Below are 17,876 nucleotides of genomic sequence, written 5' to 3'. Positions count from 1 at the left end.
CAAATATGTTATTCAAAAACTTCAGCCAGTCGTACCGAGGAACGGTTTCCGAGAACAAATTTCTTCGAGGTATGGTGATCGCGCTGATCGCAATTGACTTGTTTGCGATTATCGGCTGGCTTAATAAAAGTACTGTAATCGATATGCAGCCTCCGACCCTGACCGAGCGTGCTTGGGTCGACGAATCATCTGCATCTGATGAGTTCGTCGATGGCTGGGCGCTCTATATCGCTGACCGACTTGGCAACGTGACGCCATCGTCGTCAAAAGTAATACGCAAGTCGATTGAGCCCTTGCTTGATACTGATATTTATCAGGATGTAGTGAATAAAATCGAGGCGCAGGTACTTCAAATCCGCCAAGACAGGGTGACCCTGAAATTCAACGCAAAAGATGTTCTTCGTGATCGGTCGAATCCAAGAAAGTTTTATGTTACCGGCCGATCCTATATGACGGGACCTAACGGGAAGCCTGAGCCAAAAAATGTTACCTATGAACTTGACTTGCGAATTAAAAACTACAAGCCAGTACTGACCTTTGTCGACACATATGAAGGCCCACCAAGAACTGAAGATGTTATTCGCCGCCAAGAGAAAACCACTCAAGCACGTAAGCGTATGGACCAAATAAACAATGAAAAGTAAACAAGTGAAACTAGCGTTGATTCTCACTGCGTTTGCGGCTGTTCAGGCGGTTTATGCGCGAGAGTTAAACATTCCGAAGATGGCCACCGCCTCGACCGAGGCCCAGGTAGTCGATGGGGTCCCGAAATCGGTTAACCCTTCCGATTACGGGCTTGAAGTGGGCGAGGCGGATGCGCACGCGGCACTGGACCAAGAGGCTGCAAAAAAGGCTTCCGAGCCAGCCGCGAAGCCAGCTTCGCCACCGGTCGTCAAGAGTGCGCCGACACCGGCAGTGAAGAACGACACCGACATGATGAAGGTGTCTGGTGGCGGCCGGCAGGGTGACCTTCAGGCTGTGCCCGCGTCTGTGGCCAAAACCACCGCTGGTGGTGAGGAATCGGTTGCGATGGTGTCGTCCTTGGAGGATGTCGTGGTCCAGCCAGGGGTGAACACCATCGTTCCTGTAGCAATTGGTCACCTTAACCGAATCGTTACGCCGTTCGAAAATCCGATTGTCCAGACCGTCTCTACGAGCTCTGTCGAAGTCAAGGGCAATGTCATTTATGTATCGACACAAGATCAAGCGCCGATCGCCATGTACATCACGCCGAAGGACGACGAGTCGGTAGCGATCAGTCTGACGCTGGCGCCGCGGAAGGTGCCGCCTATTCAGGCCAATTTGATCCTTGGTCAGGCCCCAGGGTCTGGCGGTCGCGCTACGCCTGGTGGTATGGGCACCTTCCGCTACTCGGGCCAGGCAAAAAAGTGGGAGGAAGGGCAGCCATACATGGAATCGATCAAAGGGATCATGCGATCACTGGCCCTGGGCGGCATTCCCAAAGGGTTTTCCATGGGTAAATTGAGTCGCACCGACACGTTGCCTGCCTGCTATCAGGAGGGCATCGCATTCGATTTTTCGCGATCCCAAATTGTTCTTGGTCATAACTTCAAAGCCCTCGTAGGAGTCGCCCGAAACACCTCGGCGGTCCCGGTTATGTTTGACGAAACCTCCTGTACACATCCGTCATTGGCCGCGGCTGCCGCGTGGCCCCGAAATATGCTTGAGCCGGGTCAGGCGACGGAAATTTACATCGTGACTCGCGTCGGTGAAGCGCCTGCAGAAGAGTCTTCTAGGCCGAGTCTGCTGAACTAAGGGGGGGTTATGATCAAATCATTGTGGTCGGGTCTGAGCCCGAGCAAAAAGAAAGTTGTGGCAATCATTGGTGCCGTCGGGGTTGTTCTTTTGGCGGTATTCGCCATGAGTTCGATTGGGGGGAATGACCAGCGCAAACAGGGCGGCAAGCAAACGATTGGCCGTGTGCTGTATGACGGTGATCCCCGTTCTGTGGGCATCGATTCCATCAACTCAAAACAGCGCGATCAAGAGAAAACCCTCACTGAAGTTCAGCGCAACCTCAAAACCCTTCTGGAACAGAGCAACAATCAAAAAGCAATTACGGACGGCCTTAAAACCGTCCAGCAAAGCGTTGATGATCTTAAGGGGCAGGTAACTCTCGCTAAGGAGCAGGCCGACAAGGTAGCAGCTGAAAATCTTAAGCTCGCAGAGGAAGTTCGCACCAATCAGGCAAAGGCACCGCCTCCCGAGAAAGAAGTCGAGCTCAAGGAAAAGGAGGAGCGTATCAAGCGTGAAAAGGCTTCCCAAGACCGTTTCAACGCCGTAGGCAATGATCCAAATAAAAACCAATCGGCCTTCTTCGCAAACGCACCGGCTCCGGCTCAGGACCCAGTCAAGCCGGGTCAGGCACCGAAGAAGGAAGAAAAGGTGGCGATCAGGTCTATTGGGAGTGAGCAGCCGAAAGAGACGGACGACAAGGATGAAAAAGAGCAGGAGGTTTTCTTGCCCGCCGGCTCCATTTTGTCCGGTGCTTTGATTACTGGCCTGGATGCGCCGACCGGCTCTAAAGCACGCCAGGATCCTTTCCCTGTTCTTCTGCGAATCAAGAGAGAAGCTGTATTGCCAAACCGATTCCGTGCAGATGTTCGTGAGTGTTTCTTGATCGCCAGTGCCTTCGGCGACATGTCCTCAGAGCGGGCGTATATGCGTGCGGAAACTATCTCCTGTGTTCGTGATGACGGTGGGGTTATTGAGACCGGTATGGATGCTTACGCGTCAGGTGAGGACGGTAAGGCAGGTGTGCGCGGACGGTTGATATCTAAACAGGGAGCAATCCTAGCCCGCTCTCTTGCAGCTGGTTTCATGCAGGGCGTTAGTGAAGCGTTCAGCGTTCGCCAAGTACCGAGCATTAACATTACGGGTTCTGGTAGCAGTAGCGGCAATAAGGGCGTTGTTGATCCAGTGTATGAGCAAGCCTTTAACTCGCAGGCCCTCCAGGGGGCTGCTATTGGCGGTACTGGCAAGGCACTGGAACGCATTGCCGACTTCTACTTGGAAATGGCTGAAAACCTTTATCCCGTTATCGAGGTAGATGCCGCGCGTGAAGTCGACTTCATCGTCAAGAAGGGTGTCCAGCTGAAGCTCATGTCGAAGGCACCACGTCGCTGACCAAAAACAGGGGCGGATTCGCTCCTGCACCCAACAACATATTTGGATACTTCAATCATGAATTCGATTTCAGCGGTGAGTGCTTTCCGATTTTTGGCTCTGGCAGCTGTTGCCGCGGCCATGACCGGTTGCTCGTTTTTGCAAGTTGGAGAGTCTGAGTACTCCTGTAAGGGCATGCCCGACGGCGTGACCTGTATGTCCGCTCGCGATGTGTATCAGCTGACGGAAAATGAGAACTTTCGTCAAGTTGTGGAGCAGAACCAGACTGCTAGGGATCAGGCGATGAAAGAGGGCAAATCGATTGAGGAGGTACTCCCGGCGGTCCAGCCCCACATCGCAGCTGGCGAGCGCTATGTCGTTCCGAAGCCAGCCCGCAACCCGATTCCTATTCGTTCGCAGGCCACCGTCATGCGCGTTTGGGTGGCTCCGTGGGAGTCCGATTCGGGCGACCTGAACGTACCTGGATTCATCTACACGGAAATTGAACCGCGCCGTTGGGAAATTGGTACACCGGCGCCAAAACCGACACCTTCCATTCGGCCACTGGAGTCGAGGAAGAACACTTCTACACCTGCAACTTAAACAATCCCCAACCAGCATGACCTAGGAGATACACCCATGCAAATGAGCATGACCCCAAGCCAAGTCCGGCGTACCAAGGACGTAATGAAGTTCGGTGTGGCACTGATGCTCACCGTCGCAGCAAGCAACGCACTCGCCGGCACCGGTGGTGACAGTTTCGACTCGATCTGGGTAACCCTGACGGACTGGATGCAGGGAACCTTGGGCCGGGTCGTCGCTGGCTCGATGGTGTTGGTCGGGATCGTCTCCGGCATCGTACGCCAGTCGATCATGTCCTTTGCGACAGGGGTTGGCGGCGGTGTTGGCTTGTACAACACACCGACCATCATCGAGTCGATCATGACTGCCACCCTCCCGGTTGCGCACTCCCTCAACTAAGCAAACCAGTACTAACAAAGCCGGCCGATGCCGGCTTTTGGGTTTTCAAACCAGGATCGGGAAGATAATTGTGAACTGGATTAAATCGACAGGCCTTCTTGCGGTGACGTTGATGTCGGCGGTCTCCTCGACTCAGCTTCTGGCAGCGAGCCAATGCGTTGAGAGTGGAGAGGCGCTGTCTTTAAATCCAGTTGTAGCGGTGGTGGGCGAGACACTCAGTGTGTCTTATACCTTAAACCGTGTCGGGTGTTCGTCTACAGGTTCTTACAGTCTTCCGATCAGTGTTGGCTCACCGAAAGGCGCGAACATTGGTAAGTGCGAAGGGGTAAGAACAAAGGAGTCGTTCAGCTGTACGGGTGTGGCCGCATTGCCACAAGGATTCACCGGTCCTCTGGTTATCAGTGTCGGGAAAGGCCTCGCGGAAACGATAGTTGAAGCGAAGAAATCACAACCGCATGCCAATGACATGGAGGTGCTCAACGACGAAGACGAAACGCTGGTCATCCCTCTCACTCTCACTGGTGCGGGAGTTCAGGCTGAGTCTTTCGAACTTCTGGATATGCCTTCGAAGGACGTTGGACAGTTCCTGTTGAACGGGGCCGCGGTCACGTTCAAGCCATTCCCGCAATGGTCGGGTGTTACGTCCTTTACCTATCGAGGAAAGGACACCACCGGTAACTTCTCCAATGCAGCGACGGTTCGCGTAGTTACCAGCCAGATGAATGATGCACCCACCTTAATTCCGCACCCGGCAATCGGCTTCGAAGACAAGCCCCTTGTTTACGTGCCTGTCGTTCAAGATCCAGACCCGGTCGATATCTACCGGGTGGTGGTTGAGGCCCAGGGATCACACGTTACTGCTGTGGTTGAGCCGGACCTTCATTCTGTGAGAATTATTCCAGAGAAGGACTGGAATGGTTCCGATACGATCAAGATTAGCGCGGTAGACAGTGCAAACGCTAAGAGTGAGGTGATGTCCATTAGCGTCATCATCCAGCCTGAAAATGACGCACCAGTTCTCACTCCGATATCCATCGTGGCCAACGAAGACAGCGAGGGCAGGGCAAAAATCGTTTTTACGGATCCTGACGGAAAGGCTCCATACCGATTTCTCATTGATAAGCAGCCGCCTCCGAGTGCTGGCGGTTGTGGTATTGACGTCGATGAAGTGGTCTTCACACCTGCCAAGAACTGGAACGGCACGACCGAATGTTCTGTCGTGGTCGTCGATGCTGACAGTGGCGCCTCGCTTCCAGGGACGGTGTCAGTCACTGTAGTGGCCGCACCCGACAAGCCAGTGGTGGAAACCAGAACTCTGACCTTAAATCAGGGCGACTCATCGACCTTCAACCTTGTGGTGACTGACCCCGACGCCGGCGACAGTTTCTTGCTCAGTAGCTCGTCAATCCAAGACGCTGTTTTTGGATCGTTTAGTTTTTCTGGGACTACCATGTCGGTTGTTCTTAACCCAGAGTTTGTTGGGACAAGATCCATTTCGTATACGGCAAAAGACTCCTTCGGCCTGGTGTCTGCACCTGGTGAACTGACTATCAAGGTTCTGCCAGTTGCAAAGAAGCCTGTCATCGCTCCCGCTCAGGCCTATACCGCCACAGGTACTCCTGTGGTGTTAGATCTCATGGCCACTGATCCAAACCATGACACGCCACTTGCCTTTGCCATTTCACAGACAGTCCCGGCCGCGGCTGGGACGTTGAGCATAAATGGTAATCGATTGGCATATACGCCGGCGCCGGGATTTATCGGTACTGCGACAGCTTACGTTGTTGCTACTGACCCTGGTGGCCTGGTGTCGGCGCCTCAAGCAATCTCTTTTATTGTCCAAGCTGACCAAGCCTTTGCGTTCGACCCTGATAGCCCTGACAGCCATACGATCATCATTGTTCAGCAGCCTGATCCGGCGGCTGGCGTCCTGACAGTCAATGGCTTGTCGCTAACGTTTACGCCTGTCCAGGGTTATCTTGGGACGGCTACGTTCACCTATAAGGTGCGGGATTTGGCAGGTCTTGAGTCGGGTATCAAGCAAGGCACAATTGACGTAGTTAAAACCAATTACGCCCCTACGTCTGCGAGCGTGCTCATCAGCGTTAACGAGGGTGAGACATCGAGCCCAGCACTGCCGACAGTAGTTGATGAGAACCTGTACGACACTGGGTTGCATACTTTTACCATCCCTATCCAGAGCATGGCCGGTGTCGCGGAGGTGGTGAACAATCGCATCATCTACCATGCTCCGTATGGCGCAAGCGGTGTCAAAACCTTCAAGTTCATCGCTCGAGATGTTGCGGGCGCTGAGGTCGTTGGGCTGGCGACTGTTAATGTGTCGCCCAAGAACTTCCCACCGAGCTCAGTCGATTTAACTCTTGATACGCAAGAGTCCACGCCGGTAAGTGGCGTTCCCGTAGTGGTCGATCCAAACCCAACTGACACGTTCACCTACACTGTAGATTCGAGTCCTATTGCTGGAACCGCTGCAGTAGTAAGTGGCAAGGTTGTTTATACGCCGACGCCGAATTGGGTAGGCTCTGATCGATTTGCTATATCGGCGTATGACGCCGCCGGCGCCAAGGTGAGTGGGTTGGCTTACGTTACGGTACGTCGGACTAACGTCGCGCCCGAAGCTCTAAGCGGCAGCATGACGGTTCGAGAGAACACCACGAGTTCACCCTACTACCCTGTCATCGTTGATAAAAACCTGTATGACATGGGTAAGCATCAGTTGGCAGTAAAGGTTCAGCCTGAAAATGGCACGGTTTCAATTGAAAATAACCGCCTGATGTACACGCCGAAAAAAGACTTCATCGGTGATGACAACGTTACGGTCGAGGCAACCGATCTGGGTGGGCTCTCCGTAGCAGGGGTGGTTGCTCTTAAAGTCACCAGGAACAATCTTCAGCCAGAGACCGCAGCCCTCAGTATCGAGACATACGAGAACACGCCATCAACTGAAGTCACTCCAACCGTAGTCGACCCGAATGCTTGGGATCAGTTTAGTTACGAAGTGATTACTCAGCCTGAGCACGGCTCTGTTGTGGTCGGTGCGAAGGGGTACGTGTACACGCCGCAAGCGAAATACACTGGCAATGATAAGTTTGCCTTCCGGGTCGTGGACGTGGGCGGAAAATATGTCGAGAGCGTGGCGAAAGTGACCGTTCTGCGGAAAAACACCCCGCCAACAGGTGTGACACCGGACACTGTGTATTACTTCGAGGGCATCGGGGGCAAGCAACGTCTGGCTGCGATCGACGATAACCTCTGGGGATCGCATACCATTGAAGTTCAGTCACAACCAGGGCACGGTTTCGCCTGGTTCAACAACGACATGTTGAATTTCAAGACCGATGGGCGATCGGAAACCACCATGACCATCAAAGTGACGGACCAAGACGGCCTGTCGGTGATCGTGCCGGTGCGGTTGGTTCCCAAGAGTATCGATAGCGTAATCGATCAATTACCGGTTCAAGAGCTCACCAGCAACAAAGTGGCCACGCCAGCCATCACCAAGGAGTTTCTGCGCGTGGATGGTCGACCAGGCTTCTTGCTGACCGATAAGGACGCTATAGCAGCGCTTGGCAGCGACATTGTCGCGGTCGTTGAGAAGTCCTCAACTGTTGGCTTGCGAATTGGTAGGAGGCCTTTGGCGCCTAGCCAAGGCACACGGTTGTCAGTGGAGTATTTCACTGCGGACGCGATTGGATCTGCATTAGCAGGTATCCAATCGAGTGCCAGTGGCCATGGCCGGGTACTGCTTGTAAGAGCAGACCTGACGGGTACTGCGTACGCCATACCCTTTGAGGTGTGGAAGCTTGAAGGCGCGGTGAAGACAACCGCCGATACAGCGCCTCTGGGCCTACAGGCGTTACGCGCGCAGTTCGAACCGTCTAACACCGTGTGCTTGAACACCGTTCGCCAGGCTTCTGCGGTGAACGGTAACCCGTATGACAATCCTGTCTGCCTTTTGGAGTTCACGCAGAAACTGCCTGAGTTCAAGGATTTATCCAGTGACTCGACCCTGGCAATGATTGGGACCGCTACCGATATTGGTACATACCCGATCGAGGTGACTTCCTACATCGTCGGCGCCGATGGCGAGAAAAGTCTGCTGGCGACCTATACCAAGTCTGCCGAATTTGTTTCTCCAGTTGGCGCTGTGAAGGTCGGCCCCAAGTACCCATTCTCGACTGCATATTACAAAGTTGAGGATTTGGATGTTGAGTATGTCCAGCAGGCCGGGCCTCCCTGCGACCTGACCATTATCGAGCGGCGGGCAATTTCAGCAGCTGCTTCGTTCTCGACAAGACCCCTGTGTCTGCTGGAGTGGACGGAAATCCCTGTGGGAATGGTGGTTCGTCCAAACTGGGAGCGGCCATACCTGCAGGGAACGGCAACTATGCTCGGCCTCAATACCTCGAGCTGGAGGCTGTCAGTGTTCACTCCATCCGGTAAAAAAATCGACCTTGGTCCTGACACTTTTACCTTTACCGCGATCGAACCGAGCCAGGCTACGGTTACCTATGAGTCCAGTACGAAAGTCAGTGATTCACTTCTGACTTCACCGCTAGAGGGCGCATACATCGGTGATGCCGTGATTCAGTCGGTCAGTGCAAGGCTGCTGCTTAAGCACAACCTCAACTTGGGCGTAGAACAAACCGAGGATGCAGCTCCGGCCTATGGCGCGACGAGCAAAATCTATCGTCGGATCTATACGGCGCCTTTTGATGCGTTGTGGCAAATGAGGAAACTTCACGTAGACGCCGCCTATAAGGTCCTGCCGGATATCGCGACTCACTCTGAAGCCGATGTCTTGGCCGTTCCTGACGAGAGTGTCGTACCAATCATCGACAACGAGAACGGAAAGATTCTTTCAACGGAAAACCTTGAAGTAGGGGTAACCATTGGGGATGCGTTTGATACTAAAAAAATCTACTCGGCGGACAGGATGGGTGAATGGGAAATTCGCCTGATCCTTAAGCCGTCGTGGAACACGGTGACTGAGCTGGCGCCATGGCAAAAGACTAATGGTGCTGGCCATGCTGCGTTTGCGATACCTGTTGAAGAATTGGCCGGTAAAAACCTGCGCATTTACGCCGAGGCAAGAGTTATTTCTCCTGTGCCAGAGTACAAGGTCACTCGCACATCGCCTCGACCACTAAGCCTCGCAATCCTGAATGGTGCTGCACTCGACGGTTCGATCAGGTCTCTTCGTATGACGGGCGAAGCCCCCCTGCGCGTGACGCTGTTTGCTGACGTGACCAATCGAGCGTGGACCAAGGACCTTGGTGCGGTTCGCTGGGAGCTGTCGACTGAGGGCGGCCCGTGGGTCGAATTGCCAAACAAGAGTCGGACGCCGCAAAGGATCGCCATGACCTTGCTGAAGGGCAATTACAAGGTCCGCGCAGAGCTCACGAATAAGAACTCTGGGGCTAAGTCCATGACCGATTCGATTGAAATCATTGTGTACAACGTCCCGAAAGGCGTGTTGAAGGGGCCAGGGAATACCTTCGTGGATGCATCTGCCCGGTTCAGAGTTCTGCAGTTGAATGCCCAACCAATTGACCTTTCAAATATCGAGGTTGAATGGAGCTTGGATCGAGGTAAGACGTGGGCGCCTGGTACGGATACGAACATCCAAACACGTAGTACAGAGCTGCGGGTAAGCGTCTATGCGCGCATGCGTTACAAGGACGCACCACCTGACGATGTTCACGTATGGAAGGTCCTACGCTCGGGTGTCGCTTTCCGGAAAATCAGGCCACCACGAGTGCAACTGATTGGTCCGCGCCGGCCTGAGGTAGGGAAGGAGGCTACCTGGATAGCAAATATGCTGATGCCATACCCAAACATGGACCTGACCATGGGCGGGGAATTCATCATGCCTGACGGTACAACGATCGTGCCTGGCCAGGAGGCCAAATATACGCCTGTGGATGCCGACATTACTGATGCCAAGACCTACCTCAGCTACAGGGCTTGGATTGACGGCTATCGCGATCGTGGGGGAGAGGGCATCACGCAGCAGCGCATTACTTTCTGGATCTATGATTGGCCTGAATGGGCTATCCAGCCAACCTTCAGCGCAGAATACGCCCCGGCGGAGCTCTCACTGCGCGTACGGAACATTGGCGAGTTCAAAGCGGTTGAGGGGGTGTACTACGACTGGGAATTGCCGGCGATGCCTGGGTACGAAGTTGTGAAAGACGACACGATGGTTCTCCGGATGCTCAATATCCTCCAGCCCGCCGTGTACCCCTTCAAGGTCCATGTCTACGATGCACGAGGCAACTACAGCTTGGTTGAGCGTCAGATGACGTTCAAGGAGCCGCCCCCTTGGACCATCAATCTGCTGTGGAATGGTGACAACAATGCTTCCCGGGCGCCTTTGGGCATCATGATTCGACCTCAGATTACTGGTGGCCACCCTAAGGATCGGATCACCAGCCTGAAATACAAGTTGAACGGCGAAGAAATTGATACGGGAGGTTCTCGCTATGCCAGGGCCACCTTGCCGGCTGAGGGGCAGTATCAGGTCGATCTCGAAATTGAGACCCAGATGAACAAGGGCTCTGATGGGAAGGTTGAGATCGATGTGAAGAAGAATCAGCCACCCACTTGTGAATTGCAGGTGAAGGAGGGCGGATCCGCGTGGTCAGCACTTGCCAAATGCACGGATCCAGATGGGCGAATCGCGAGACATAATTGGTACGTGAACGACAAGCTGCAGGGACTGGGAGGGTCGGCAATTACGATCTCGAAGCGGACCTACCCAGACGCACCGAAAATCGTCTTGTTCGCTACTGACGATTCAGGAGAAGACTCTGCACCAGTTACATGGTGATTCGAAAAGGAGGGGCGCCATGTGGCGCCCTTCATTTTTGACCCTGCTAAAGGGTCAGATTCGAACCTAACTAAGAGGCAAGTTCTCTAGCCTGATGACATCGAAATCGAGGTGTCGTCATGCTCAGAAGAATCTTTTTCCCCCTCCTGCTGGCCACGTCTGCGTGCGCCTCGGCTGCTGAACCGGCTGGAGGCCAGCACAATCAAACCGCACCGATGCCAATCAACGGAATGATCGCGGCGGTAAAGAACGGGAAGATGGCCTTCGTTAGCGATAACGGGCGGTTCGTGTTCCGCGGATCCATGTATGACACATGGGCGCAGAAGGAAATAACAACCCTCGAAGAGGCCGAGCAAGCCTCTAAGTACATTGACCTTCAGAAAATCAAATTCAATATCGAAGATCTGGTTCCCTTTACTGTCGGATCCGGCTCCAAAACTGTCGTTGTCTTTACAGACCCACTTTGCCCCTCTTGTGCAAACCTTATTTCCGATCTGAAAAAAGTAGATGGTTACAGTTTCAAGATTATTGAAGTTCCGGCACTGGGCGACGAAAGCGCAAAGATTGTTCGAAGCCTGCTCTGCGCAAAAGACAGGGACGCCGCATTCGATATTGCTACAGGCAAGGAAAAGCCAAAAGTAATCGATCAGCGAGGTAACGACTGTGACACCTCGCCAATCGGTAAGCGGATTATTTCGGCTCAGATGTTCGGTGTGAAAGGCGTTCCGTTCATGATCCGAAATGATGGACTGATCAAACATGGTTACGAGAAGGGAACCCTCTCAAACTGGCTGATGGGAGCGAATTAAGTGACCGCATATGCCAAGGCGAATTACCCATTAGCCGACCTTCTGAGTGTGATCGCCTATGACGACGACAAAAAATATTTCGTCATGGATGATAACTCGGTTGGGTTTTCGTTCTTGTGCCGGCCATTGCCTGGCAGTGACGGGAAAGAAGGTGATCAGCTCAAGTCTGTGATGAAGCAGGCCTGGCCTGCGGGCACGACAATCAACTTCAATTTGTTTCCGTCACAAAATATCAACTCCCAAGTAAATAGCATGCTCAGGATGCGTCTTGGGTGTGAGGACAACATCGCACACCAGGCGATCAAAAGCCGGGCAAGTTACTTGGTAAATGGCACGTTAAAACCTATCGATGATTACTCCGGGATCAAGGTCCGTGAAATTCACGTTCTGATCACCGTAGTCATGCCGATAGATGACGTGCTGCCGTCCGAAAAGGAAATCCAGACCCTCTCGGAGTTGCGCGCACAGTTTGACTCCACCTTCAAAAGCATCGGTTTTGCACCGCAAGCACTGACCAATCACCTCTACCTGGAGATCATGTCCTCGATCCTGAACCAAGGCCAACAAGCATCTTGGCGGGATCGCATGCATGCCGAAGCGGAAGATGACAAACCGTTAAAATGCCAGATCCTCGACTACGACCGAACCGTCGAGGTTTTCAGTGATCACCTGAAAATCGGTGACACGCTCGTAAAAACGCTGAGCGTCAAAAAGTTTCCTCGACAGACACTACAGGGGGCTGCTGCGTGGTACCTCGGCGATTTGCTGACTGGTACTAACGGCATCCGCGAAAACTGCTTGATCAGCTTTACGGTGTTTTTTCCTGAACAGCAAGCAGCGAAAGACAAGCTCAGTACAAAACGTCAATGGGCAAACAACCAGGCGTACGGACCGCTACTGAAGTTTGTGCCAAAGCTTGGGGCAAAGAAACAAGGCATGGATGACCTCTTCAAAGAGATTGAAGAGGGTGAGGCGGTGGTCAAATGCAACATGACGGTTGTCATTTTTTCCGGTGACCGGGACCGTCTAGTGCGCGCAACGTCAGAAGCTCGAAACTACCTGGGTATTCGACAATTCACACTGCTGGAGGACAAATACTTCGTTCTTCCGTTGTTCCTGAATGCGCTTCCCTTTGGGGCCGACCGCAAAGCCATCGATGAAAGTTATCGTTATAAGACAATGGCCATCACGCATGCCTTGCCGTTACTTCCAATCTACGGGGATTGGAAGGGAACAGGTTCACCGATCATGCAGTTTGTTTCGCGAAATGGGCAATTGATGTCCTATTGCCTCTTTGACTCTGAAACGAACTATAACGCCACGGTCGCAGCCCAATCCGGAAGCGGAAAGTCATTTCTCACTAACTATCTGATTACCGCTTATCAATCAGCCGGCGCCCAAGTTTGGGTTATTGACGTGGGTAGGTCCTATGAAAAGCTTTCCAAGGCTTTTGGCGGAGACTTTATCGAGTTTACGCCCGAATCGAATATCTGCCTGAACCCGTTCGAGTTGGTCCAGGTGTACCAGGATGAAGAGGACGTTCTGATTGGTCTCCTTTGTGCTATGGCGGCCCCGACACAACCGTTGATCGATTTGCAAATCGCCGGCCTTCGTCAGCATTGTGCAAAAGTCTGGGAGGCCAAAGGGCGAGAAATGATTGTCGACGACGTCGAGAAATCACTTCTAGCGGACACGGACACCCGGATTCAGGATATCGGCAAGCAGCTGTTCCCGTTTACCTCGAAGGGTATGTACGGGAAGTACTTTAACGGCCGAAACAACGTCGATTTCAAGAACCCGTTTACGGTTCTTGAATTGGAAGAATTGAAGGGGCGCAAGCATCTTCAGCAAGTGGTCCTCCTGCAGCTGATCTATCAGATCCAGCAGGCCATGTTCCTGGGCGATCGTGACAGAAAGAAGATCGTGGTTATCGACGAGGCATGGTCGTTGCTCACAGAGGGCGACGTGGCCAAGTTTATTGAGCACGGCTATCGACGTTTCCGTAAGTACAACGGCGCAGCCATCACCATCACGCAGTCCGTAAATGACTTGTATGCAAGCCCTACGGGCCGCGCCATTGCCGAAAACTCGGCGAATAGTTTCCTGCTTGGTCAAAAGCCTGACGCGATCAACATGATCAAGCGGGAAGGGCGTTTGGCGCTCAGTGAGGGTGGCTTCAGCATCCTCAAATCGGTTCATACCATTCGGGGCCAGTACTCAGAGATTTTTTTTCAAACCGAGCAGGGCACTGGTGTTGGGCGTCTAACCGTAGATAACTTTTCGAAGTTGCTGTACTCGACAACACCAAAAGATGTCAGCGACATCAATATTTACATCGGCCAAGGGCTGAACACAGCTGAGGCGATTAATGCCGTTATGCGAGATCGCGGGGTGGTAGCATGAAAGATATTCTTTTAAACGCATGTGTTTCGTTGGTTTTGGCTGTTGCAGTGGTTTTTGGTCATGACTTTATAAAAGTACAGGATTCCGGCACGCCAATTGCGGTGGTTAATTATGATCTAGTTGCAGGCCGCGCGACTATTGATTCGCCTGAGAAGGCGGAAGCTGGTTATGAACAACTTCGCGCTTCGGCAACTAAGCTGGCGGCAGCGGGATTTGTAGTGATTGATTCGCGCGCGTTGACTGCATATCCGCCGGATCTTGAGGTGCCTTCGCCGGTACAGGAAGAAGAAACAACCTCGAGGGCGAAGGATGAATAAGCATGCGCGCTTTATAATACGTGCATTGCCACTAACTGCATTAATGGTTGCGGCAAGCCTGTATGTCACTACGCGCTATGGAATAGGTATTGATCCGCAAAAAAATACTTGTCTAGATTGGCGTGTATTTATCATTGATAAGCACAATACTTCTGTCGAGCGCGACGGTATCTATGCGTTCAAATCAACACAGATGGAGCCATACTTTCGCAACGGTACTGTAATCATCAAGTACGTTCGTGGAGTTACGGGCGATCGCGTCACGGTAGATACAAACCAGATCTCTATTAATGGAACTGTTCGCGGGCAGGGGCTTTTGTTGGCCGATAAATTGGGCATGCCACCAACCCGATATGTTCGAGACGAAATTGTTCCGCTCGCCAAATTCTGGTTTATGGGAACTTCCTCAGACAGCTTTGATTCCAGATACTGGGGTTATGTCGGCCAGGGTGACGTTGTTGGAAAGGCGTACCCAATATGGTAGGTCGGACTGCTGTTTTGGTTTTGTTGTTGCTGGCCCCCGTGACCCCCAGCTTGGCTGATTTGAATTTTGCTGCTCAAGAAAAGGCTGCTATTGAACAGTTTTCAGAAGAACTTAATCAAATTAAGCACCAGACTGACGGTCAAGTTGATTTCACGTTAAAAAATGAAGACTTTGCGTTTGCCAAGGCGCCTGCCCCGCAAGCACCTGAGGCAAGCGCTCAGCCAGTTATTGATGATAGAAAAGTCATATATCAGATATTTGTTTCTTGGTCTCTAGGGGAGCAGGAAATCAAGGATCTCCTCGTTCTTTATAATGGCAACAAGACTGTAGAGCTCATTTTTCGTGGCATTCCAGAAGGCATGCCATTCCCACAGGCCTTGGCTAAACTTCAGGATTTGGCGCTGGAAACAAAGTCGGACACCCCAGTATTAATCAACCCCGTCGTATTTGCTGATGCGGCTGTGACGACTGTTCCGCAAATTCGAAAAGTTGTGGAAGGTGCACCTCAATACATTATTGCAGGTACCACTTCTATTGAAGCGGCTGATAAAGAATACGGCACAAGGAATATCCTTGCCCTGGGTTCTGTGGGTCCAACGCTCGATATAGACGAACGTGACTTGATTGAAGTGCTAAAGGAGCGCCTGGCGAAAGTAGATTTTGCCGAATTAAAGGAGAAGGCCACCAAACGGTTTTGGGACAAGCAAACCTTTGTCGACCTCCCCACAGCGACAAGCCATCGGGTGCGAAAGCTTGACCCTAGTGTCACGGTTCCTGAGGACATGACTGCTGCAGATGGTTCACTGATTCATAAGGCGGGTGACCGGATAAATCCACTGTCAATTCGTCCATTTACTCAACGACTTGTGATCATTGATCCAGTTGACCCAAAGCAGGTCGATCTTGCTAAAGCCGAAATCGCGAAACACAGCGACGACCAGAACGTCGTGGTCATTCTTTCAAGGATCGACCGTTCCTCTGGCTGGGATGGATTTACCAACGTCCAAGACCAAGTAGGCAGAGCTGTTTACCTTCTCAAAGATGATGTCAGGACACGCTTCTCAATTGACTTTGTTCCATCGGTAGTCACAGCAGATTCATCCAACTTTTATATCGAAGAATTCCCAGCAGGGGGGCTCAAATGAAAGCTATTGCGCTTCAGGCAATCCATCAGCCCAACGGGGGCATTTTGGGCCACGAGGTCCTTGTGCGCCAGTCCGTTGGTGGCTCCTGGGTGGGACCTGGGGTGTTTATGGCAGATTCCAACCCTCAGGCATGGGTAAGCATGGACCGCACTGTTGCACAGATGCTTATTGATCATGCGGCCGATCTAAAAGGCAGAGGTGTGTCCTTCGTGAATGTGAGCGCACACACGCTCTCCGATACTGCCGAGCTTTACGAAGTATGTCGGTCTCTTTCCAAACTGACTCAAATGGGGGTTGAGGTTTGTGTAGAAGTTTCCGAGGCTTTCGAGGCTAGTGACAGCTCTTTCAATCAGGCGATGAGCGTAATAAAAGACCAAGGCCTGTTATTGGCAATTGACGACTTCGGGATAGAGTGGTCGAACTTTAGTCGCTTGTGCTCCTACCCATGGGATTACTGTAAAGTCGATTTAACCGCAGTGTGGGATAGTGATAATCTCGATTGGCTTATTGAAGTGAGGGATTACTGCTCTGCAAATGGCATTGGCCTGATACTGGAAAAGCTCGAGTGTTTAAAAGTTTTAGGTGGATTACTCAAACCCTTGAACTCTGCGTCGGTTCAAGGCTTTGCATTGTCCAAACCGTTTATTCTTCAAATAAATTCTTTCGCTGACTGTTCGGCTACACAACAAAAGGCTCAGCAATCACTGTGATGAAAATCAAAGTAATTTTAGCCCTTCTCCTTTCGGCTTTTCTGTACTCTGGCTCGGCTGTCTCCGATCAGACAGTTACAGATTCACTTTCATGCCCCAATGCGCAGTTGTTCAGTGGGAAGCTCTTTACCGACGTCTGTTGGGCGTGTTTGTTCCCCATACGAATTGCGGGAGTAAGCATTACTCCAGGTGACGCCCCGTCTGGGGCGTCTGATAAAAGCCTATGTATGTGCGAGGACAAGCTGGGATTGTTCATGCCCGGCATCGTCAACTCCATGTGGGAGCCTGCTCGACTAATTGAGGTGGTTAGAAAGCCAGGTTGCTCTCTTGCACTTGGCGGTGTGACTTTGCCAATAGGTGATAAGCGACTGTGGGGGACTTTGTCCGACGCAACAGCCGGCAACAGCATCACAAAAGAACGTACGTCTTTTTACAACGTGCATTACTACGCGTTTCCTTTGCTCTCGATTCTTGAAATGTATATGCCCAAACGCTGTTCTCCGGATGGCTATGCGGACTTTGACATTATTCAGTTATCCGAAATTGACCCAACCTGGACCAATGACGAACTTGCCTTTTTTGTGAACCCGGAAGCGGCAGCAGTTGCGAACCCCTTAGCGCAAGCCGCCTGTACTGCCGATGCGGCATTGGGTGTCGTAGGGCAAGAACCATTGACATCGCTGTGGTGGTGCGCAGGTACCTGGGGTGAAATTTACCCTATGGCAGGTACGGCTCTACCTAACGACTTTGGCAGAACAACTTCACTCTTGGCTGCCCGGACGATTGCTACACAGCATCGGCGAGGACTTGCGCACTTAACAATTGGTGACGCAACGATCTGTAGGGGATCCATCTTTCCGACTATCCCAAAATCCCAATACAAAATGAGTATGTTTTATCCCAGAGCTGAATCAAAACGCGCGCACTACATCGGGTCACACCCACTTACTTGGCAAGGAGGGGAAGGCCGAGTAATTCCGCAGGTTGGTGAGGATGCGCTTTATATGCTCTTTCGTTGGAATGACTGCTGCAATACATTGTGAGGACA

At 52.2% G+C, this 17,876-nt stretch carries 13 protein-coding genes; all 13 read left to right on the top strand.

Going from position 1 to position 17,876, the window contains the following annotated elements:
- Positions 1-5 precede the first annotated feature (5 nt).
- The 13 genes from ACP7D9_RS15090 to ACP7D9_RS15030 all read left to right on the top strand — a co-directional run bounded on the left by ACP7D9_RS15090 (position 6) and on the right by ACP7D9_RS15030 (position 17,871).
- The gene (locus ACP7D9_RS15090) at positions 6-644 is read left to right on the top strand and encodes a TraE/TraK family type IV conjugative transfer system protein (protein WP_426158277.1); all 639 of its coding nucleotides are present in this window, start codon (positions 6-8) and stop codon (positions 642-644) included.
- Entirely contained in the window at positions 634-1,776 is a 1,143-nt protein-coding gene (locus tag ACP7D9_RS15085) for a TraK domain-containing protein (protein ID WP_426158275.1), read from the top strand. The genes ACP7D9_RS15090 and ACP7D9_RS15085 overlap by 11 nt, the downstream gene beginning before the upstream one ends.
- Positions 1,777-1,785: 9 nt before the next feature.
- Complete coding sequence (locus ACP7D9_RS15080; protein ID WP_426158273.1) at positions 1,786-3,147, top strand: TraB/VirB10 family protein; 1,362 nt, start codon at positions 1,786-1,788, stop codon at positions 3,145-3,147.
- Positions 3,148-3,204: 57 nt separating this feature from the next.
- A complete protein-coding gene (traV, locus tag ACP7D9_RS15075) occupies positions 3,205-3,729 on the top strand; it encodes a type IV conjugative transfer system lipoprotein TraV (protein WP_426158271.1) in 525 nt (174 codons plus the stop codon).
- 36 nt (positions 3,730-3,765) lie between these two features.
- Positions 3,766-4,107, top strand: a complete 342-nt coding sequence (gene traA / locus ACP7D9_RS15070) for a TraA family conjugative transfer protein (protein WP_426158269.1) — start codon at positions 3,766-3,768, stop codon at positions 4,105-4,107.
- 70 nt (positions 4,108-4,177) lie between these two features.
- Positions 4,178-10,960: an Ig-like domain-containing protein gene (locus tag ACP7D9_RS15065; protein ID WP_426158267.1), complete on the top strand. Its 6,783-nt coding sequence runs from the start codon at positions 4,178-4,180 to the stop codon at positions 10,958-10,960.
- A 119-nt stretch (positions 10,961-11,079) separates the two neighbouring features.
- Positions 11,080-11,769 carry a DsbC family protein gene (locus ACP7D9_RS15060; protein ID WP_426158265.1) on the top strand — a complete coding sequence of 230 codons (690 nt, stop codon included), beginning with the start codon at positions 11,080-11,082 and terminating at the stop codon, positions 11,767-11,769.
- Positions 11,770-14,172, top strand: coding sequence for a type IV secretion system protein TraC (gene traC / locus ACP7D9_RS15055; protein WP_426158263.1), 2,403 nt, complete (start codon positions 11,770-11,772; stop codon positions 14,170-14,172).
- Positions 14,169-14,489, top strand: coding sequence for a hypothetical protein (locus tag ACP7D9_RS15050; protein WP_426158261.1), 321 nt, complete (start codon positions 14,169-14,171; stop codon positions 14,487-14,489). The genes traC and ACP7D9_RS15050 overlap by 4 nt, the downstream gene beginning before the upstream one ends.
- A complete protein-coding gene (locus ACP7D9_RS15045) occupies positions 14,482-14,973 on the top strand; it encodes a S26 family signal peptidase (protein WP_426158259.1) in 492 nt (163 codons plus the stop codon). The genes ACP7D9_RS15050 and ACP7D9_RS15045 overlap by 8 nt, the downstream gene beginning before the upstream one ends.
- The gene (locus tag ACP7D9_RS15040; RefSeq protein WP_426158257.1) at positions 14,967-16,118 is read left to right on the top strand and encodes a TrbC family F-type conjugative pilus assembly protein; all 1,152 of its coding nucleotides are present in this window, start codon (positions 14,967-14,969) and stop codon (positions 16,116-16,118) included. The genes ACP7D9_RS15045 and ACP7D9_RS15040 overlap by 7 nt, the downstream gene beginning before the upstream one ends.
- Positions 16,115-16,828, top strand: coding sequence for an EAL domain-containing protein (locus ACP7D9_RS15035; RefSeq protein WP_426158255.1), 714 nt, complete (start codon positions 16,115-16,117; stop codon positions 16,826-16,828). The genes ACP7D9_RS15040 and ACP7D9_RS15035 overlap by 4 nt, the downstream gene beginning before the upstream one ends.
- Positions 16,828-17,871: a TraU family protein gene (locus ACP7D9_RS15030; RefSeq protein ID WP_426158253.1), complete on the top strand. Its 1,044-nt coding sequence runs from the start codon at positions 16,828-16,830 to the stop codon at positions 17,869-17,871. Before ACP7D9_RS15035 ends, ACP7D9_RS15030 begins: the two co-directional genes overlap by 1 nt.
- Positions 17,872-17,876: the final 5 nt, after the last annotated feature.

It is taken from the genome of Pseudomonas sp. TSRC2-2, assembly GCF_049897785.1.
Taxonomy (GTDB): Bacteria; Pseudomonadota; Gammaproteobacteria; order Pseudomonadales; family Pseudomonadaceae; genus Aquipseudomonas.
This window is presented reverse-complemented; position numbering and strand designations above follow the sequence as displayed.